This is a genomic window from Ensifer sp. Root278, assembly GCF_001429285.1.
GTDB lineage: Bacteria > Pseudomonadota > Alphaproteobacteria > Rhizobiales > Rhizobiaceae > Ensifer.
Window position 1 is genome coordinate 66011 of sequence record NZ_LMJJ01000006.1, and the last position, 19967, is coordinate 85977.

Below are 19967 nucleotides of genomic sequence, written 5' to 3' on the forward strand. Positions count from 1 at the left end.
CGAGGCCCGGCGCGACGCGTCCGGGAAATTGCGTGGACGATCCGAACAAGACCGACCACCGGTATCAAAAGGTCCGCCTCGATGCCTCGGGGCGGGCCCTCGGTTGCCTTTATTCCTGGGGCAGCCCCATCGATGCGCGATAGGCGGCAAGCTGCTTGTCACGGCCGAATTCGTCGGTCAGCTTGTTCCACTGCTCGGCGACGCTATCGAGCGCCTGTTGCGGCGTCACTTCGCCGGCAAGCGCCTTGGAGAGTTCGATCTCCAGCACCTCGGTGTAGGAGAAGTAGCCGGGCAGGCGCATGTCGAGCGCGATGTTCTTGGCGGTCACCGCATCTTTCTGCGCGCCGAGATATTCCTTCGCTTCACGCTCGGAGAAGATCTTCGACCAGAGATCGAGGTTCGTCGTGTGCGAGATGCGATAGGGGTTGACCCCGGTGCCGCCGGTGATTGCCGCCTGGCCGGAGACGGCCGGGCTCGTCAGATACTGGATATAGTTCCAAGCCGCTTCCTGCTTCGTCGATGTCGCTGGAACCGCCGCCTGCCAGCCGCCGAAGGCCATGAACGAGGTCTGGACGACATGGTCGAACTTGTCCCACTTCTTGGTCTTGTAGTTCCAGATCTCGTCCGACCCCGGCAACGGCGCCGAGCCGACATTACCCGCCACCTTCGACTGTTTCGGGTCCGCGCCAATGACGCCGGTATCGCCCCAGCCAATAGATTCCGCCACTTGGCCACCGGCAAAGGCGGCATTCACTTCGCCAAAGGAGAAGTTCAGCGCGTTCGGAGGCGCGAGTTTCGACGCGCGAATGTACTCTTCGAGGCCACGAACCCAGCCGGGATTGTTGACCTGGGCGTCCATCGTCTCCGGGTTGAAGAACATGGCGCCGGGATTATCCGGGTGGCTGGTATAGCCGGCGACGTGGCTGAACAGGAACCAGAACTGCTGGCCGCCGCGACGGAAGGCTTCGGCCGTACCCCAGAGGTTGTTGGTCGGCTGGTTGAAGTATTCGGCGATGTCGAGATATTGCTTCCAGGTCTTCGGCGGCGCCAGGTCGTAGCCGAACTTGGCCTTGAAGGCCTTCTGGTTGTCGGCGTTCTCGAAGAGATCGATGCGGTAGCTGTAGGTGTGGGCGTCGCCGTCCATCGTCTGGGACAGCACCTTGCCGTTCCAGACCATCAGCTGTTCGCGATAGACAGGCGCGATATCCTCCCAATCGGCGCCCTTGCGCATGTCGGCCGGCATTTCCGACAGGAAGTCGGTGAAATCAGGCGCCCAGGCAGGCGCAAAGGCAATCACGTCGAACGCGTCTTCACCAGAGGTCAGCGACGTCACGATCTTCGGGTAGAGTTCCGACCACGGAAACTCGACGACCTTGACCTTACCGCAGGTCTTTTCCTCCCAGCCTTTGGCCGCGAGTTGCAGCGCCGAGGCGATATAGGGGCCGGTCTGTGTCGTTGCCGTCAGCTCGACGCCGGTGTAGTCCGGTTCGCAGGCAAGCGCCGTTCCCGCGCTCCCCATCGCGAGTGCGCCGAGAGATGCAGATGCCAGTAGCAATTTCCTCATTCTATCCTCCCTGTGAATGAATACATGCCAAAGTGGTTGGTTTACTTGATCGCTCCGAGTAGCAGGCCGGAGCGCATGAGCCGGCTCAAAAGCCCGGCCATGACCATCATCGGGATGATGGCAACGAGAGCGGCAGCGGAGATCGCCCACCATTCATCGCCGCGCTGGCTATTCTGGCCGGCGACGAGGATCGGCAGCGTCTGCCATTTGGAATTGGTCAGGAACAGCGCGAAGAGAAACTCGTTCCAGACGAAGGCGAGCGTGATCATGAAGGTGGCGATCAGCCCCGGCTTCGACATCGGCAGCACGATGCCGAAGAAGATCCGCCAGGACGGCACGTTGTCGACCATCGCCGCTTCCTCGACTTCGACCGGCAGCGCCTCGAAGAAGTCGCGCATCAGCCAGATGACGATCGGCAGCGAGAAGGCGATGTAGGCGAAGGTCAGGCCGATGTAGCTGTCGACCAGCTTGAAGCCGAGTTTGCCCATCTCCGTGTACATCAGGTAGAGCGCGAAAGCGGCGACGATCGGCGGGAACATGCGCTGACTGACGAACCAGAAAACGATGTCGTTGTTGCCGAGTTCCGGCCCAGGCAGACGAAAGCGGCTCGAGATCACCGCAAGCGCAAGCGCTGCGACAAAGGCGTAGATTAGCGAAATCCCCTGGCCGTAGCCAAGCACATGGCGCCCGACAAGGAAGCCGCCGAAGGCGATCGCCACGAAGATTAGCGCCGAGAGCAGACGGAAGCGGAAGGTGAAGCGCACCAGCGCATAGGCCGCCATGGCGCCAATGAATGTCGCGGCGATCGATGCCGAAAGACCGATGATCGTCGACGCCAGGAAGGTGTTGAAAAACTGACCGCGCTGGCCCGACAGTAGCTCGCTCCAGGCTGTCAGGCTCGGCTCGAAGTCGACGAAAGGCAGATAGGTCGGGCCGCCGACGACGGCGATCGGCGTCTTGAACGAGGTGATCAGCACCCAGTAGAGCGGAAAGAAGGTGATGGCGAGCCAGACGAGGCAGCCGCCGAGCGCCAGCCAGCGCCGTTTTCCCTTGAGAGTGCGCACGCTCATTTGTGCTTCTCCAGATAGGGCTTGAGGATCGCGAGATAGACGAGGCCGATCACGGTGATGACGATCAGGAACAGGAAGGAGAGCGCCGACGTGTAGCCGAGATTGAACTTCTTGAAGCCTTCCTGATAGGCAAAGAGCGTCAGCGTCTCGGTCGAAATCCCCGGCCCGCCGCCGGTCATGACGAAGACCGTGTCGATGATCTTGTAGCTCTCGATCAGGCGGATGAAGACGACGGCGACCGAGATCGGCAACAGCATCGGAAAGGTGATGTCGCGAAACTGCTGCCAGGGCGTGGCGTTTTCGAGCGCGGCTGCCTCGTAGACATCATCCGGCAGGGTCTGCAACCCGGCAAGCAGCATGAGGATGACGAACGGCGTCCACTGCCAGACCTCGACGGCGATGATCGAGCCGAGCGCCCAGCTCGTCTGCGTGAGGAAAGGCAGATTGGGAAATCCGAGCGCAGTCATTAGCTCGTTGAGCGGGCCCATGGTCGGATTGAGCACCTGGCGGGCGATCAGCGCTACGGCAACCGGTGCCACCAGCATTGGTAATAGGAAACTCACGCGAAAAATGCCCTCGCCTGGCACCCGCGAATTCAGCGCCAGCGCCACCGAGAGACCGATCACATATTGCAGCCCCACGGAGATGAAGGCGATCAGCGTCGTCGTGCCTGCCACATGCCAGAAGCGCGGGTTTTGCAGGAGGTCGATGTAGTTGCCGAAGCCGACGAAACGCGCCGGCGTCGGCGGCACGAGCCGCATGCTCATGAAGCTGGTCGTCAGCGAATAGACGAGCGGAAAGATCGAGATCAAAAGGACGATGAGGAGCGCCGGCCAGATGAAGAAGTGCTTGATCGGGTCGTTGCGCGTCATGCGGCCGCCCCTCTCGCCAGAAGCGCCTCGATCTCGCCAAGCGTCGGCATGGCGGGCGCCGTGCCGCGGCGGGTAACCGCGATGCCGGCCGTCGCGCAACCGAAGCGCACGGCCTCAACCGGCGCGAGATCCCGCGCCAGCGCTGCGGAGAAGCCGCCGACAAAAGCATCCCCTGCCCCGGTCGTGTCGATCACCGGCCCGCTAGCGATTGCCGGCACCAGCACCGACTGCTCGTGGTTGTGATAGAGCACGCCGCGTTCGCCGAGCGTGATCAGCGCCGTTCCGGCACCCTTCTTCAGCAGCACGTCACCGGCGCGACGAATGTCGTCCTCGGAGGACAACGAAAAGCCGACGATGGCTGCCGCCTCGGTTTCGTTCGGCACGAGATAGTCGCAGAGCGGATAGATTGCGTCCGGGAAGGGTTCGGCCGGAGCCGGATTGAAGACGGTGGTGACGCCGGCGGCGTGCGCGATCTCGAGCGCGCGCTGAGCTGCCGCGACCGGCTGCTCCAATTGGGTCACGAAGATGCGCGACACCTCTATCGTTTCCCGAGCGGCTTCGACGTCATCGACTCCGATCGAGCCTGCAGCACCCGGATAGACGATAATGGCGTTCTCGCCGTTCTGGTCGTTGACGTAGATGAAGGTAGCCCCCGTCGGAAGATCGTCCATCTGGATGATCTTCGGCGTGACGCCGGCCTCGGCATAGGTACGCAGCGCCATCTCGCCGAAGGTGTCGCGGCCGAGCTTGGAGATGAAGGACACAGGACTGCCGGCCCGCGCCGCAGCCACCGCCTGGTTCGAGCCCTTGCCGCCCGGCCCGACGGAAAAGCCGCTGCCGGTAATCGTTTCACCGACAACCGGCATGCGCCGCGCCAGATAGGCCGTATCGGCCACGAAGATACCCAGGATCGAAACACCAACCTTCATTCAAGCCTCCCCCTGCGACCGCACCGCAGGAACGGCGTGCCCAGGCAATCTCTCGCGATTTCATGTGTCGTCTAACGCTGCGCGGCGATCGCGCAGGCGGTTCGCTTAGGTCTTGGGCGGGATCACGCCCTTGGTGAAGAGGAAGCAGCCGTAGAACCGCGTTTCACCCGTGGTGATCACGCAATAGGCCTTTTTTGCTTCCTCGTAGAACTTGAAGCGCTCGATGCCGTACATCGGCGCCGGTCTTCCCTCGGCGCTATCGATCACGGCCTGGACCTCCTGCTGCACCGGCAAGACTTCGTCGGGCGCACCCATGACCTCCATGCGGCCTGCGGAAGGCTGCAGCGGCGTATCGAGCGGCAGCACGGAAAGCACCGCTTCGACCGCACGCGCCGCCGAGACATTGTCGATCCGCAGCAGCGTGCCGAGCGTCGTCTTGCGGGCGATAGAGTCGGACGGGAAATTGGTGTCGGATATGACCAGCGTGTCCCCGTGCCCCATGGATCTGAGTGCATGCAGCACATCAGCGTTCAGAGCCGGGTCGATATTCTTCAGCATACAGTCCTCCTCCAGGCGCCATGCCGTCGCAGCCGCGCCATATGCGTTTCCGCTCTCGGGAGAAACGCGTCTCCCCAACTGTTCAAATGTCCATCGCGCAAGCCGGCTCCCCCCGCCTCGCGCATGGCGGGTCCCTTACTCGCCGTAGGGGATCCAGATGTTCTTGACGTCGGTCGCGCGACGCAGATAGGCCAGGCCCTCCGCCGCATCGCGATCGAGCCAGTTCGTCGCCTTGCCGTAGTCGACGAAGGTACGCTTCAGGTTACCGAACGAGAGTTTCTCGACCTGCGTCGATAGCTCCGGCGTACCGAAGGCCCAGAGGGCATCGACGTCGTTGTGGCTTGCGAGCGTCTTTGCCAGCTCAAGCGCCGAACCGGTGACGATGTTGACCACGCCGGCCGGAACGTCAGACGTTTCCAGAACCGTGTAGAAATCGGTCGCAGCCAAGGGATGCGGCTCGCTCGGGACGACGACGACGCGGTTGCCGACGGCAATCAGCGGCGCTACGAGGCTGACCATGCCGAGAAGCGGCGCTTCCGGCGGGCAGATCACGCCGACAACACCGATGGCCTCGGGCATGGCGAGCGCGACGCCGCGCAGCGGCGGCTGGTGAATGGCACCTTCGTACTTGTCCGCCCAGGCGCCGTAGGTGAAGAGGCGCGCGATCGAGGCCTCGACCTCCGCCTTGGCGTTGGCGGCCGAGGCACCGGTCATGTCAGCGATGCGGTCGGCGAACTCATCGGCGCGACCGCTGAGGTTTTCGGCGATGTAATAGAGGATCTGGGCGCGGTTGTGCGTCGTTGCCGAGGACCAGGCGGATGCCGCCTGCGCCGCGACGACGGCGTTGCGGATATCCTTGCGATTGCCCTCGCCGACCTCGCCGAGCACCTTGCCCTTGGGCGAAAGAACGTTGCGATTGTAATTGCCGTCCGGCCGCGCCTGCTTGCCGCCGATGTAGAGTTTGGCAGTGCGGTCGACGGTCGGCATGGCAAACTCGCCAGCGACCGGCTTCAGCGTCGGTTCGGCAACCGCCGCCCTGAGCTTGCGGCCGAGCCATGCCTTGGGCTTCAGATATTCATAGCAGCCTTCGCGACCACCCTCGCGGCCGAAGCCGGACTCGCGCTTGCCGCCGAAACCGGCGGACGCGTCGAAGAGATTGGTGGCGTTGACCCAGACGACGCCGGCAGCGAGCTTCGCCGCAACATGCAACGCGAGACCGATGGTCTCGCTCCAGACGCTGGCGGCAAGGCCGTAGCGGGTGTGGTTGGCAAGCTGGATCGCTTCTTCCGGGATGCGGAAGGTCATGGAGACAGCGACCGGCCCAAAGATTTCCTCGGTGGCGACGATCGACGTCGGCTGCACGCCGGTCAAAAGCGTCGGCGGATAGAAGCTGCCGCCCTTCGGCAGTTCGATCGACGGCTGATGCAGAGCGGCCCCTTCGGCGACGCCCTTGGCAACCAGGCTTTCGATCCGCTGCAACTGCACCGGCGCGACGATCGCCGCCATGTCGATTGCCTTGTCGAGCGGGTGGCCGACACGCAGCGTCTGCATGCGGCGCTTCAAACGCTCGTAGAAGAGCGGCGCCACGCCTTCCTGCACGAGGATGCGCGAACCGGCGCAGCAAACCTGGCCCTGATTGAACCAAATGGCGTCCACCACACCCTCAACGGCGCCGTCGATGTCGGCATCGTCAAAGACGATGAAAGGCGATTTGCCGCCGAGTTCCAGCGTCAGCGACTTGCCGGTGCCGGCGGTGCGTTCGCGAATGAGCCGGCCGACCTCCGTCGAGCCTGTAAAGGCGATCTTGTCGATATCCGAATGCTCGACGATCAGCGCGCCGGTTTCGCCCTCGCCGGTCACGACGTTCAGCACACCGGCCGGCAGACCGGCAGCGGCAGCAAGTTCAGCGAAGAGCAACGCCGTTAGCGGCGTGAATTCCGCCGGCTTCAGGATGACGGTATTGCCGAGCGCCAGAGCCGGCGCGACCTTCCAGGCGAGCATCAGGAACGGGAAGTTCCAGGGGATGACCTGGCCGACGACGCCGACCGGCACCTGATCGGCGAATTCGGTTTCCTGCAGCTGCGCCCAGCCGGCGTGATGATAAAAGTGGCGGGCGGCAAGCGGGATATCGATGTCGCGGGTTTCGCGGATCGGCTTGCCATTGTCGATCGCCTCGACGACGGCGATCAGACGCGCATGGCGCTGGATCATGCGGGCGAGTGCATAGAGATGCCGCGCCCGGGCATGACCCGGAAGCTTCGCCCAGGGTCCTTGCGCCTTGCGGGCGGCGGCAACCGCATCGTCGACGTCCTTGGAGCCGCCGAGCGCAATTTTCGCCAAAAGCTTGCCGGTTGCCGGCTCGTTCGTCTCGAAGGTCTTGCCGGAAGCAGACGCGACAAAGGCGCCGTTGATGAAGTGGCCGAATTCGCCCTTGTGGCGTGCCAGCCACTGGCGGGCTTCCGTGTCGGCTTCGGGCGCTGGACCATAGGACATTTCGTCAAAAAACCTTGCGACAGTCATCGGGATCATCCAATCGGGTGTCGGTTGAGGGCCGAGTAGGCGCCGGTCACGTGGTGTTCGAGCTGCCGCTCGATATCGGCAAGCAGGCTCGACGCACCGATGCGGAAGAGATCCGGCTCGAGCCATTCGCGGCCGAGTTCGTCCTTCATCAGGAACTGGTAGTTCAGGATGTCCTTGGCCGCGGAAATGCCGCCGGCCGGCTTGTAGCCGACCTTGAGGCCGGTCTGTTCCTGATAGGCGCGGATCATGCGCAGCATGACGAGCGTTACCAGAAGCGTGGCGTTGACGCCTTCCTTGCCGGTCGAGGTCTTGATGAAATCGGCACCCGCCATCATGCAGACGAGCGAAGCGCGCGCAACATTGCGCAGCGTCTTCAGATCGCCGGTTGCGAGGATGGCCTTCACATGGGCATCGCCGCAGGCGGCACGGAAGTCACGCATCTCGTCATAGAGCGCCTGCCAGTTGCCGGTGAGCACATGCTCGCGGGTGATGACGATGTCGATTTCCTTGGCGCCATCGGCGACGGACGCTTCGATTTCGCGCAGCTTGACGTCATGCGGAATGAGACCGGCCGGAAAGCCGGTGGAAACCGCGGCGACGGGAATGCCCGAACCGTCAAGCGCCTCGACGGCGGTCGAAACGAAACGATGATAGACGCAGACCGCACCGGTCGTGATGCCGCGGCCGCCCATGCCAATCGCATCGAGGATATCCTGGCGCACGGGCTGCCGCGCCTTGGCGCAGAGGCGCTTGACGCGCTCCGTCGTATCGTCGCCATTAAGCGTGGTGAGATCGATACAGGTGACGGCCTTCAGCAGCCAGGCGGCCTGCGCGTCCTTCTTCACCGTCCGGCGGCCCGGCAGCGTCGCGACGCGGCGCTCGGCGGCAGACAGGTTGACGCGCTGGTCCAGCACCCACCCAAGATCGAGATCGATGCCGTTGTTACGCGGCCAATGGCCCGCCGCCGGCGATGGCACGACTTTCGACGCGCCTGACTTCACAGCTAGGTCTTCCAAGCGATGGCTCCTTGAACTCCCTGTCACGGCACAACTCTACACCCAGGGCGCAGCCGTGGAGATCGTCAATTTTGTTATTTTTCTACCGATTTTTTGTGACTATTCCATCAAATATTGAGGGTGTCAAGCGAAGCGTCCGGATTTTGACGAATTCGTAATATTTTTGATCCGGTCGCGATTACTGCGCCGGCACCAGGGTTTCGCCCTCTTCGGTAATGACAGAGCGAAAGACATGAAGGGGTGCGAAAAACGCCGGCTTCAGCTTGCCGATCTTGCTGAGGTCGATGACGAGGTGGCTCTCGCGGGCAAGTGAAATGACCTTCTGCTTCACCGATACTTCGTGAAAATGGACGCAGGTGGCACCACGGCCCGGATCGACACCGGCCGCCGACAGGAAGGCGACATTGATACCGAGCGAATCCAGCGTCTCCAGCCCGGAATTGCCAGAGAAGGATGCCGATGACGGGTGATAGACGCCGCCCAGCATGACGATCCGCACATTTGGCTTGTGCGTCAGCTTCTCCGCCACGTTCAGCGAATAACACACTGCAGTTATTGAATAATTTTCCGGAATGAGATCGACGAGGTATTCCAGCGTGGTGCCGCAATCGATGAAAATGGTCTCGTCAGGACAAATGTGGCGGGCAGCATGGACGCAGGCCTCGCGCTTGGCCGCGGCATGGCTGTCGGCCTCGCGCGCCAGTTCATAGGGCGTATCGGGCTCAATCTCTCCCGCCGGCACAATATGCCCCCCGAGAAAGGCGAACTGACCGGGATTGTCGGCAACGTCGCGGCGGATCGTCATTTCCGAGACGCCAAGCAAGGCCGCAGCGTCACGCAGATGCAGAACTCTCCGCCCCGAAAGCGCGTCGGCGAGCTGGATGATGCGGGCTGTCTTGCGGCTGACCATGGTTACTTCCGTGTCCGGATCGTTTTCGCTGCCCTGTGGCCTCGAACAGTATTTGTGAAAATTATCACAAAATGGCATGTGCAAGCAAGGGGGACTTACATTGCTTGCGAAGCAGCCAAGGGGTTTTAGCGGTACGTGGCTTGTCGAAAAAGCGAAACGGCGGACACCTGGCCCGCCGTATGAATGAATGGTTTCGGTCACACCAAATGGTCTCGGTCACAACGGATCGGGAGGCGGTTAAAGATCAGCCTCCAACAGGTGCAGTTCGCGCCGCCAGCCAGGTCAAGGTTTCGGTGTCGAGCAGTTCGTCCACCTCCTGCACAACACGCCGGTGATAGGCGTCGATCCACTGCCGCTCAGCTTGCGTCAACAGACCGACATCGGCCAACCGCATATCGATCGGAACCAGAGTCAGGCTGCGGAAGCTTAAGAAACCGTCGCCGTCGTCTACCACCTCGACCTGGTTCTCGATGCGGATGCCATAAGCACCCGCCTTGTAGTAACCAGGCTCGATCGTCGTCACCATGCCCGGCTTGAGCTCGATCTCGTTCACCCGCCGATCGAAGCGCTGGGGCTGTTCATGGACCGAAAGGAAGTGGCCAACGCCGTGACCAGTCCCGTGGTCATAGTCGAGCCCGAGATCCCACAGGGGACGACGGGCGAAGGCGTCAAGCTGATGACCGTAGGTTCCTTTGGGAAACTTCAGCGTTACCATGGAGATCAGCCCCTTGAGCACGGCGGTGTAGGCACGCCTGATCTCGTCGCTGACCGGACCTATCGCGGTCGTGCGGGTCGCGTCGGTGGTGCCCGTCAGATACTGACCGCCGCTGTCGAGCAGATAGATCCCGCCTCTCGCGATCGGCGCACTGGTCTCGCTCGTCGCGGCGTAATGGCACATCGCCGCATGGCTGTCGGCCGCCGAGATCGATCGGAAGCTCGGTTCAACGAAGCTTTCCTCCATTTGCCGGTAACCGAGGATGCGCTCCTCCGCCTCCAGTTCGCTCACCGGCCGGCCGCTCGCATCCCGATCGGCGGCATTTTGTTCAAGCCAGACGAAAAAGCGGATCCAGGCCGCGCCATCGAGACGGTGGCAATCGCGAAAGCCGGCAAGCTCGGTCGCGTTCTTGTGCATCTTGGCAAGCGTGATTGGGCTTCGGGCAAGCTGTACAGTCCCGCCGGCGGCGCGCGTGGCATGAGCCGTCGCAGACGGGGCAAAGCCCGGATCGATCAGTGCGGTGCGACCGGCTGCGATCGTTCGCACGCGCTCAAGCAACTGGGAGGGTTCGGCAATCGCGACATCGTCAAGTTCGAAATCCGAGAGGTCGTTCGGCAGCTTGCGGTGATCGACAAGCCATTCGGTTTGCCCGGCGCGGTCGAAGATCAGGAAAGATTGCGGCATCGGGTTGAAGGCAACGTCGCGACCACGCACGTTGAGGAACCACGCGATATTGTCGGGCTGCGCCTCGACCAGGAGATCCGCCCCCTGCTCCGCGAGCATGGCGGCGATGCGGCGCTTTTTCTCGGCGACGCTTTCGCCCGAATAGGCAACCGGAAAGGCCATGATCTTGCCGAGCGGCTTTTCCGGCTGATCGGCCCAGATCGCGTCGACAAGGTCGTCGTCGACAGGCGTCCAAAGGCCACCTGCCGCCTCGACCGAACGGCCGCAGTCCGCATCCCAGGTCGATGGCAGCAGCATGGCGTTGAAGCCGACACGCTCGCCCTTGCGCAGGTTGTTCCTCAGCCAATCCTTGAGCGGAGCATCGTAAAAGTGCTCGATCGCAAAGGTGTCGAGATCCACTTCGTCGCGCACCTGCACCTGGTAGCGGCCATCGACGAAGATGGCGGCGCGGTCGCGCATGACGATCGCCACGCCGGCGGAACCGGTGAACCCGGTGACGAAAGCCAGGCGATTGTCGTGCGGCGCGCAATATTCGCCCTGATGCTCATCGAAGCGCGGCACGACGTAGCCGTCGAGCCCGGTTTCCGCAAGCTTGCGCCGCAGGGCGCCGATCCGGCCGGAGATATCCGGCCTTGCTCTCGTATCCATGATGTCTTCCTTATCGAATTGAGTTTCAGGCGTCGCCGATCGTCTCGGCGAAATGGCAGGCGGTCATGCCGGCACCGACCGGACGCAGCGCCGGCTTTTCGCGACGGCAGAGCTCGGTCGCGTGCGGGCAGCGCACGTGGAACGGGCAGCCCGGCGGGATGGCAAGCGGGCTCGGCAACTCGCCTGATAGCGCGGGGGCGCGACGTCTTGCGTCGGGATCGAGCGAAGGCGCGGCAGCAAGCAAGCCCTTGGAATAGGGATGCATCGGCCTCGAAAACAGCGCCTCCGACGGGCCGATCTCGACGATCGCGCCAAGATAGATGACGGCGACGCGGTGCGAGACGTGGCGCACGAGCCGGAGATCATGCGCCACGAACAGCACCGTCAGGCCCAGCTCGTCCTGAAGCTCGATCAACAGGTTGACCACCTGCGCCTGCACCGAAACGTCGAGCGCCGAAACCAGTTCGTCGGCCACAAGGCAGATAGGCTCCAGCGAGAGCGCGCGGGCGATTCCGATGCGCTGGCGCTGGCCGCCCGAGAATTCATGCGGATATTTTTCGGCGGCCCCTTCGGGCAGCCGGACAAGGTCCAGCAGCTCGTCGACGCGCTGGTCGATCGCAGCCCCTTCACGCATGCGATGCACGGATATCGCTTCCCGCAGTGTATCACGCACGGTCATGCGCGGATTGAGCGAGGTGTAGGGGTCCTGAAACATCATCTGGACGCGCCTGTTATAGGCCCGCCGCCGCGCGCCCTTGAGGCCGACGACGCTTTCGCCCTCAAACACTATGTCGCCTGATGTCGGCCGGTGCAGCCCGGCGATCAACCGCGCGAGCGTCGACTTGCCACAGCCGGATTCGCCGACAATTCCAAGCGTCTCGCCCGGCATCACGTCGAGATCGATGCCATTGACCGCCGAGACGACCTGTTGCGGACGTCGGGCAAGCGTGTCGGAAAGCGAGCGTCGCTTCTCGAACTGGATCGACAGCGCGCGAAGCGAAAGCAAGGGCGTCGTGCCTGCCGAAGTCGGAATGGTCGTCATTGCGCCGCCTCCCGCGGTCCGAAATGCGCTTGCGCATCCTCAAGATGATGGCAGGCGACCAGCCGCGACGTGCCGATCGCTTCGAGTTTGGGTCGAAGGTCCGGACATTCGCGTCCTGCGACCGGACAGCGGGCGCTGAAGGCGCAGCCGGGCGGAAGCGCGTTCAGCGCCGGCGGTGCGCCGGGGATGGAATAGAGCGGCGTTCGCGGCGCGACATCGCGCGGGATCGAGCGCAACAGCCCCAGCGAATAGGGATGGCGCGCATCGCCGATGACATCCGCCGTCGACCCGATCTCGCAAAGCCTGCCGCCATACATCACGGCGACGCGGTCACAGGTCTCCGCAACGACCCCCATGTCATGGGTGACGAGGATCACCGCCATGCCGAGGTCGCGGCTGAGCGACTGGATCAGCCTCAGGATCTGGTCCTGGATCGTGACATCAAGCGCTGTCGTCGGCTCGTCGGCCAGCAGCAGTTTCGGGTTGGAGGCAAGCGCGATGGCGATCATCACACGCTGGCGCATGCCGCCGGAGAACTCGTGCGGGAAATCATCGAGACGATTGCGCGCCGCGGGGATGCCGACGAGATCGAGGAGTTCGATCGCCCGCGCTCTTCTCTGCCTGGCGTCGAGGTCCGTATGGGCGACGAGGTTCTCCGAAATCTGCAGGCCGACCGTCAGCAGCGGGTTGAGTGACGACATCGGCTCCTGAAAGATCATTGCGATCTCGCGGCCACGGATGCGCCGCAGCTGTGCCTCGGAGAGCGGAACGAGATCTTGGCCGTTCCACAGGATTTCGCCGGCGACCCGCCCGCGCGGTCTGATGATGCCGAGGATCGAGCGGAGCGTAATGCTCTTGCCCGAGCCGGACTCGCCAACGAGCCCAAGGATCTCACCCGCCGCCACCTGGAAAGAGACATCGTCGACCGCGACCAGCGGACGCTCTCGCGTTCCGAACTCGGTGCGAAGGTGCCGGACGTCGAGTACGACGGGTTTTTCTTGCGTTGCCATGTCAGCGCCCCTTCGGTCGAAGCAGATCGGCAAGCGCGTCGCCGACGAGGCTGAAACCGAGCCCGGTCAAGACGATGGCGATGCCCGGCATCAGGCTCATCCACCAGGCCGTCATCAGGAAGTTACGGCCCTCGGCGATCAGCACACCCCATTCGGCCGCCGGCGGCTGCGCGCCGAGGCCGAGATAGCCAAGCGACGACCCGAGCAGGATCGCGAGCGCCATGTCGGTCATCCAGTAGACGAGGATCGGCGAAATCGCATTCGGCAGCAGATGCCGGAAGATGATGCGCCGGTCGGAATAGCCGAGCACCAGGCCGGCGGCAGCATAGTCGTTGGCCTTCTGTGCCATGATTTCGGCGCGCGTCAGCCGGGCGTAATAGACCCAGTTCACCGCGGTGATCGCCACATACATGTTGACGAGGCCGGGGCCGAGCACCGCGACGATAGCGATCACCAACACCAGGAATGGAAAGGTGATGATCGCGTCGACGCAGCGGCCGAAGATCACGTCGGCAATGCCGCCGTAGTAGCCGACGAAGGCGCCGACGGTGATCCCGATCAAAAGCGCGAAGATCGTCGCGAAGAAGGCCATCTGCATGTCGACGCGATAGGCCCAGATGACGCGCGAGAGCACGTCACGGCCGAAATTGTCGGTGCCGAAGGGATGCGCAAGGCTCGGCCGCTGCTGGATTGCCTGGAGGTCGAAGGCGAGCGGATCGTAGGGCGCAAAGACCTGCGGAAACAACGCGAGTGAAAGCGACAGGCCAAGGATGACGACGCCAACGACAAAGGACGGACGGGAAAAGGCGCGGGCCAGAAAGGCAGCGATCCGACCCCGCGTCGGCGAATGAGATTGCGTGAGAGCCGTCATGATTGGCGAAGCCTCGGATCGAGCCAGGATTGCACGACATCCGTCAAAAGGAAGACGACGGAGACGAGCACGGCGAAGGTCAGTGTCAGGCCCTGGATCAACGGGTAGTCGCGGGCAAAGATCGCCTCCAGCATCAGCCGGCCGACGCCCGGAATGGCAAAGACCGTCTCGGTCACCAGCGTGCCGCTCATCAGGTTGCCGATAGACAGGCCCAGCAGCGTCACGGTGGAGACGAGCGCGTTTCTGAGCACGTGCCGGGTCATGATGATGCGCGGCGAAAGCCCCTTGGCGCGGGCGAACTGCACGTAGTCGGCGTCGAGCACCTCGATCAGCGAGGCCCTGAGATTGCGCAGGATGATCGCCGACGTATAGAGCGCGACGCTCAGCGCCGGCAGGATCAGATGGTAGAGATTGGCGAGGAAGGTCTTGCCGTAACCGCCGACCGGGAACCAGCGCAGTTGCGCGGCCAGCACCGTCAGCAGCAGCAGCCCGATATAGAAGACGGGCATGGAAAGGCCGAGCTGAAAGACGCCGCGGATCGCGACATCGACAGGAGTGTTGACGCGCGACGCCGCGAGAAACGCGAGCGGACCGGCGAGGAAGATGGCAAGCACGACCGAATAGAGCGCCAGGAAGATCGTCGTCGGCAGGCGAGCGAGAATGATCTCGGTCACGGGCGCCTTCAGCATGATCGAGCGCCCGAGCTCACCCGTCAGCGTGTTCTTGACGAAAACGAGGAACTGCACCGGCAGCGGCTGGTCGAGACCGAGATTGTGCCGGATCTGTTCAAGCTGGGCATCGGTCGCCTTGGCCTCGGCCATGGCGATTGCCGGATCGCCCGGCAACAGGCGCACGAGCAAGAAAATGAAGATCATCACCAAGAGGAACGTCGGGATGATCTGCAGCAGCCGCGCCACGAGATAGGAAAGTGAGGGCATGGATCCAACCTTCAACGGAAGACCGGGCGGATTTCCACCCGGCCTTCGCAGATCATTCCGCAATCAGTCGGCGCGCCAGGCTTCGGAGAAGTCGTTGGCGCCGAGCGGCGTCTGCACGTAGCCTTCGATCGACTTGGAGACCGCGACGGCAAACGGCGTTTCGAACAGGAAAAGCAACGGCGCTTCTGCCGCGTAGATCTCCTGCATGCGCTTGTATTCATCCTTGCGCTTGGCGGGATCGGTCTCAACGTTGGAGGCTTCGAACAGCGTGTTGAATTCCTGGTTGTTCCAGCCCGTGCCGACCGCCTGGCGCTGCTTGTAATAGCCGAGCCAGCCGGTCACCTGCGCCGGGTCGTTGACGTCGTTTGCCCAGCCATAGGTGTGGATGTCGAAGTCGCCGGCGCGGTTCTTCTCGCCGCGTGTCGGGTTGTCGACCTGCTCCACCTTGAGGTTGACGCCGAGCGGCGCCCACATCTGCTGGAGGGCGGTAAACAGCGTCGCGTCGTCGGCGCTGCCGGCAAGCGTCGTGAGCTTCACTTCGAAACCGCCACTGAGGCCGGCATCGGCAAGCAACTGCTTGGCTTTTTCCGGGTCGTAGGGGTAGAGCGGTTCCGGACCGTAGTGCAGCTGGGTTGCGGCCGACATCAGCGAGGTCATCGGCTTGCCGGTATCGAAAGTCACGAGCTTGATCAGCACGTTCTTGTCGGTCGCATAGTTCAGCGCCTGACGCACCTTGATATCGGCAAGCGGGTTCTTCGAGCCGTCCTTCTTCGCCTCGCGCGTGTTGATCGGCGCGTAGACGATACGGGTCGACGGGAAGAGCTCCATCTTCAGGTTCGGATCGGCGCCGAGTTCGCCGACGCGGGCGAAGGGAATGAACTCGGCCGCATCGACTTCGCCGGCCTGAAGCTTGAGAATGCGGGTGGCGTCATCGGGTATGACGAGGAATTCCACCCGGTCGAGATAGGGCAACGGCTTGCCGTCTTCACCCTGGCGCCAGTAGTTCGGGTTGCGCTCGAAGCTCATGCTTGAGCCCTGCACGTGGCTCTTCATGACGAAAGGACCAGAGGTTACCGGTCCGGCTGCGAAGAAGGCGCGTGCCTTTTCCTGGTCCGTTGCACCAGCCGCCTTCTCGAAGGCAGCCTTCGGCATGATGCCGGTGTTGAAGGTCGCGAGGATCGAGATGATCGTCGGATCGGGGTTCTTCAGCGACACGGTGATCTTGTTGCCATCGGCTGTCACCTTGTCGACGGCGCCAAGGAGCCCTGCCCAGGGACCGAGCTCCGGGTTGCGCGCCCGGTCGAGCGAAAAGACGACGTCGGCGCCGGTCAGATCAGAGCCGTCGGAGAATTTCAGGCCAGTTCGGAGCGCCATTGTGATGGTCTTGCCGTCGGCGGAGACCTCATGGGTTTCGGCAAGCCCCGGCACGATCGAGCCGTCAGGGCCATTGCGCAACAGCGTTTCGTAAAGGCCGTTCACCATCCAGAGATCAGGATTGCGGTCCGCATAAACCGGATCGATGACGGTCGAGTCGTCATAGCGCGCAAATGTCATCGCGCCGCCGCGCTCGATCGCAAATGCCGAGGTGGCTGCAAGCAGCCCAAGCGTCGCCCCGAGCATGATTGGCAATATACGTTTCATCTCACTCCTCCTTTTGACCGCAGCCAGCATCGATCGCGCGCTCAACACGTTCAATTGGATATTGGATCCAATTTTTCTTACTGTTTTTAGACGCCGACGGATTGCCGCGAAGACGTTCTTGTAGTTCCCCTTTTCAAGAAGGCCAGCATGCGATCTGATCGCTTGCCGAACCAACTTTAGCTGGACTAAAGTACATCGATAGACGTGAGTCAAGCGGAAAGAAAATCATGCCCTTGAAGATCGAAGAGGCGTCAGAAGCAGCCAGTGGCGCCTCCCTCCCCGAAACCTCGACTCCCGCCTCGCTCGGGCAAATGCTCAGGGCGCGCCGCAAGGAAATTGGCAAGACCATGAAGGACGTGGCACGCGAGGCCGGTCTGACGGAAGGCTTCATCAGCCAGATCGAGCGTGGCATCTCCACCCCGTCGCTAATCTCGCTTTACAACGTCGCCAACGCGCTTGGCACCAGCGTCGACACCTTCCTGTCGCAGCCGCCGCAGCACGGGCATTCCATGGTGTCGCATGCCGGCGAACGCCCCGGCTACAATGTCGAGACCAAGGAGCGCGTCTACGAGCTGATCGAACGCGGCTTTCCGGGCGCCGCGCTCAATGGCTGCATCACCCATATGCCCAAGGGCTACGCCTCCGAACTGACCAGCCACGAAGGCGAGGACTTCCTCTACCTGATCGAGGGCGAGATGCTCTACGAGATCGACGGCAAGGAATATCTGTTGAAGGCCGGCGACACGCTGCACTTCCCTGCCTCGCTGCCGCACAGCGCCCGCAATGTCGGCGCCGGGCCGGCCCGCGAACTCTGGGTCGGCACGACCCGGATCATCAAGGAAGACTGACGGGTCGCTCGCGCAGCGATTTGCGCGAGCGACGTATTGGAGCGCCTGCGCGAGATGCAGGGCGCCGGTCTGCGCGCTTACTGCTTGCGCGGCCAGGTATCGGCAAGCCGATAGCCGGCCGGCCAGGGATCGGCCGGGTCGAGCATCACCTGGTGCGTGCCGGTGATCCAGGCGCGGCCGGAGATTTCCGGCACGATCGCCGGGCGTCCCCCGACCGTCGTCTCGCCGACGATGCGGCAATCGAACGTCGAATCGATGATAGAATGGCCGCTGAACCGCTGGCCGACCTTCATCACGCCGCGGGCATGCAATACCGCCATGCGTGCCGAACAACCGGTGCCGGTCGGCGAACGGTCGAGCTTGGCCGGCTGGATGACAACCGTGTTGCGACCGTGCAGAACGCCGTCCTTTTCCTCGATCGGCAGCGTGAGCTGGCAGAAGGAGATGTGATCCCATTCCGGATTCTCCGGATGGGTGAAACCGAGCTGTTCATTGGCCGCGCGGGTGATCTTGATGCCGGTTTCGGCGAGTTCACGCGCCTCGTCCGGCGTCACGGAAAAGCCAAGCGCGCGGGCGTCGGTGATGACGAAGCTGTCGCCGCCATAGGCGATGTCGACCGCGAGTGTACCCAGGCCCTCGACCTCGAGCTTGGCGTCGAGCTTGTCGGCAAACGACGGAACGTTGGTGACGGTGATGCGCTCGGCCTTGCCGTTGCGGCACTCAGCGACGACGTTCACCAGTCCGCCCGGCGCCTCCAGCACCATGCGAGTTTCCGGCTCCTGCATCGGCACGATGCCGCTGTCGAGCAGCACGGTGGAAACGCAGATGGAGTTGGAGCCGGACATCGGCGGCGTATCCTCGGGCTCCATGATGATGAAGCCCATCGTCGCGCGCGGATCCTTCGGAGGCACGAGAAGGTTGATGTGGCGGAAGACACCGCCGCGTGGCTCGTTGAGCACGAAATTGCGCAGTGTCTGGTCTTCAGCGATGAAGCGGCGCTGTTCCCATAGCGTATTTCCGGGCGGGGGTGCGACGCCGCCGACGATGACGTCGCCGACTTCGCCCTCCGCGTGGCAGGAAACGATGTGGACGACCTTGTTGCTGCGCATGCCTCTTCTCCTTCCAAGCGGTGGACGGGTGCCACCTGGGCGACCGATACCCTGCGCATCGGCCGTGCTCCCGCATATTACCGGGATGATACGCGACAGCGCTGAGCCCGACGAAAAGACTCATAGAAATATTGGATCCAATATACAATCTGAAATATTCGAAATCGCCTCTTGGGCCACAAGGCTCTGTTGCCCGGCGTCTGAATTGGACCTATGACCATTGACCAACAACGCAAAAACGCTTCCGAATCCGCCGAGCCGGAAGGCTTGGCCAGCAGGGTTTGAACACGATGAAACTCGATGCCGTCGATGTCAGGCAAGCCGCCTCAGCCGCCGATATCGTCTATGAAGCCTTGCGCAAGGCGATCATCGAAGGTGACCTCGCCGAGGGCGAGAACCTGCGCCAGGACCACATCGCCCAGATGTTCAACACCAGCCGCATTCCGGTGCGCGAGGCGCTTTCACGCCTTGAGCAGCATGGCCTGATCACCACGGAGCGCTACAAGGGCGCGGTTGTCGCCGGGCTTTCGATCGAAGAAATCGAAGAGATTTTCGAATTCCGCGCGCTCATCGAGGCTGAAGTCATTCGTCTGGCCGTGCCCAATCTCGACCGCCGCACGCTCGAGCTTGCACGCCAGCATTGCGAGGAGTTCGAGCGCGAAGAGAATGCGGAGCGCTGGGGCGAGATCAACCGCAACTTCCACTACAGTCTCTACGAGGCGGCGCGGCGGCCCTATTACCTCCAGATCGTCCGCGCCTCGCTCGACCGTATCGATCGCTACCTTCGGGCACAGTTGACGCTGACGTCAGGCGTTGCCCGGGCGCGTCGCGAACACAAGGCGATCCTGGATGCCTGTATGGCACGCGATGCCGAGCGGGCTTGTGCGTTGACGCGCGACCATATCCTTGATGCCGGTCGCTCGTTGACCATCTTCCTCAGAGAACAAAGAGGCTAGCGGCGCGACTTTCCCGCCGCTTTGACCACCCGTCATAATAGTTTGATTTACATATCGTTTTATCTT

The 19967-nt window shown here is 62.7% G+C and carries 17 protein-coding genes; 2 read left to right on the forward strand and 15 right to left on the reverse strand.

Annotation, left to right across the window (positions count from 1 at the left end; genetic code table 11):
• Positions 1–109 precede the first annotated feature (109 nt).
• From ASE60_RS07880 to ASE60_RS07945, 14 genes are all read right to left on the reverse strand, one after another.
• Positions 110–1564 carry an extracellular solute-binding protein gene (locus ASE60_RS07880; protein ID WP_057249191.1) on the reverse strand — a complete coding sequence of 485 codons (1455 nt, stop codon included), beginning with the start codon at positions 1562–1564 and terminating at the stop codon, positions 110–112.
• A 41-nt stretch (positions 1565–1605) separates the two neighbouring features.
• Positions 1606–2634, reverse strand: coding sequence for a carbohydrate ABC transporter permease (locus ASE60_RS07885; protein ID WP_057249192.1), 1029 nt, complete (start codon positions 2632–2634; stop codon positions 1606–1608).
• The gene (locus ASE60_RS07890; RefSeq protein WP_057249193.1) at positions 2631–3506 is read right to left on the reverse strand and encodes a sugar ABC transporter permease; all 876 of its coding nucleotides are present in this window, start codon (positions 3504–3506) and stop codon (positions 2631–2633) included. The genes ASE60_RS07885 and ASE60_RS07890 overlap by 4 nt, the downstream gene beginning before the upstream one ends.
• On the reverse strand, positions 3503–4435 hold the full coding sequence (locus ASE60_RS07895) for a ribokinase (RefSeq protein ID WP_057249194.1): 933 nt from the start codon (positions 4433–4435) through the stop codon (positions 3503–3505). Before ASE60_RS07895 ends, ASE60_RS07890 begins: the two co-directional genes overlap by 4 nt.
• Before the next feature lie 105 nt (positions 4436–4540).
• Positions 4541–4993 carry an RbsD/FucU family protein gene (locus ASE60_RS07900; RefSeq protein ID WP_057249195.1) on the reverse strand — a complete coding sequence of 151 codons (453 nt, stop codon included), beginning with the start codon at positions 4991–4993 and terminating at the stop codon, positions 4541–4543.
• A 135-nt stretch (positions 4994–5128) separates the two neighbouring features.
• The gene (locus tag ASE60_RS07905) at positions 5129–7513 is read right to left on the reverse strand and encodes an aldehyde dehydrogenase family protein (RefSeq protein WP_057249196.1); all 2385 of its coding nucleotides are present in this window, start codon (positions 7511–7513) and stop codon (positions 5129–5131) included.
• A 5-nt stretch (positions 7514–7518) separates the two neighbouring features.
• Positions 7519–8529, reverse strand: a complete 1011-nt coding sequence (deoC, locus tag ASE60_RS07910; RefSeq protein WP_057249197.1) for a deoxyribose-phosphate aldolase — start codon at positions 8527–8529, stop codon at positions 7519–7521.
• A 178-nt stretch (positions 8530–8707) separates the two neighbouring features.
• Positions 8708–9439 carry a DeoR family transcriptional regulator gene (locus tag ASE60_RS07915; RefSeq protein ID WP_057249198.1) on the reverse strand — a complete coding sequence of 244 codons (732 nt, stop codon included), beginning with the start codon at positions 9437–9439 and terminating at the stop codon, positions 8708–8710.
• 244 nt (positions 9440–9683) lie between these two features.
• Positions 9684–11486, reverse strand: coding sequence for an aminopeptidase P family protein (locus ASE60_RS07920; RefSeq protein ID WP_057249199.1), 1803 nt, complete (start codon positions 11484–11486; stop codon positions 9684–9686).
• Between the two features lie 25 nt (positions 11487–11511).
• Positions 11512–12528: an oligopeptide/dipeptide ABC transporter ATP-binding protein gene (locus ASE60_RS07925; protein ID WP_057249200.1), complete on the reverse strand. Its 1017-nt coding sequence runs from the start codon at positions 12526–12528 to the stop codon at positions 11512–11514.
• Complete coding sequence (locus tag ASE60_RS07930) at positions 12525–13538, reverse strand: ABC transporter ATP-binding protein (protein WP_057249201.1); 1014 nt, start codon at positions 13536–13538, stop codon at positions 12525–12527. Before ASE60_RS07930 ends, ASE60_RS07925 begins: the two co-directional genes overlap by 4 nt.
• Before the next feature lies 1 nt (position 13539).
• Positions 13540–14409, reverse strand: coding sequence for an ABC transporter permease (locus ASE60_RS07935; RefSeq protein WP_082615764.1), 870 nt, complete (start codon positions 14407–14409; stop codon positions 13540–13542).
• The gene (locus ASE60_RS07940; RefSeq protein WP_057249202.1) at positions 14406–15347 is read right to left on the reverse strand and encodes an ABC transporter permease; all 942 of its coding nucleotides are present in this window, start codon (positions 15345–15347) and stop codon (positions 14406–14408) included. Before ASE60_RS07940 ends, ASE60_RS07935 begins: the two co-directional genes overlap by 4 nt.
• 63 nt (positions 15348–15410) lie before the next feature.
• Positions 15411–16988 carry an ABC transporter substrate-binding protein gene (locus tag ASE60_RS07945; RefSeq protein WP_057249203.1) on the reverse strand — a complete coding sequence of 526 codons (1578 nt, stop codon included), beginning with the start codon at positions 16986–16988 and terminating at the stop codon, positions 15411–15413.
• Between the two features lie 227 nt (positions 16989–17215).
• Between ASE60_RS07945 and ASE60_RS07950 the strand changes: the two genes are divergently transcribed.
• A complete protein-coding gene (locus ASE60_RS07950) occupies positions 17216–17836 on the forward strand; it encodes a cupin domain-containing protein (RefSeq protein WP_057249204.1) in 621 nt (206 codons plus the stop codon).
• A 77-nt stretch (positions 17837–17913) separates the two neighbouring features.
• On the opposite strand, the gene ASE60_RS07955 is transcribed toward ASE60_RS07950, so the two are convergent.
• Complete coding sequence (locus ASE60_RS07955) at positions 17914–18945, reverse strand: proline racemase family protein (protein WP_057249205.1); 1032 nt, start codon at positions 18943–18945, stop codon at positions 17914–17916.
• Between the two features lie 290 nt (positions 18946–19235).
• Here ASE60_RS07955 and ASE60_RS07960 point away from each other — a divergent pair, with 290 nt between their 5' ends.
• The gene (locus tag ASE60_RS07960; RefSeq protein WP_057249206.1) at positions 19236–19901 is read left to right on the forward strand and encodes a GntR family transcriptional regulator; all 666 of its coding nucleotides are present in this window, start codon (positions 19236–19238) and stop codon (positions 19899–19901) included.
• Positions 19902–19967: the final 66 nt, after the last annotated feature.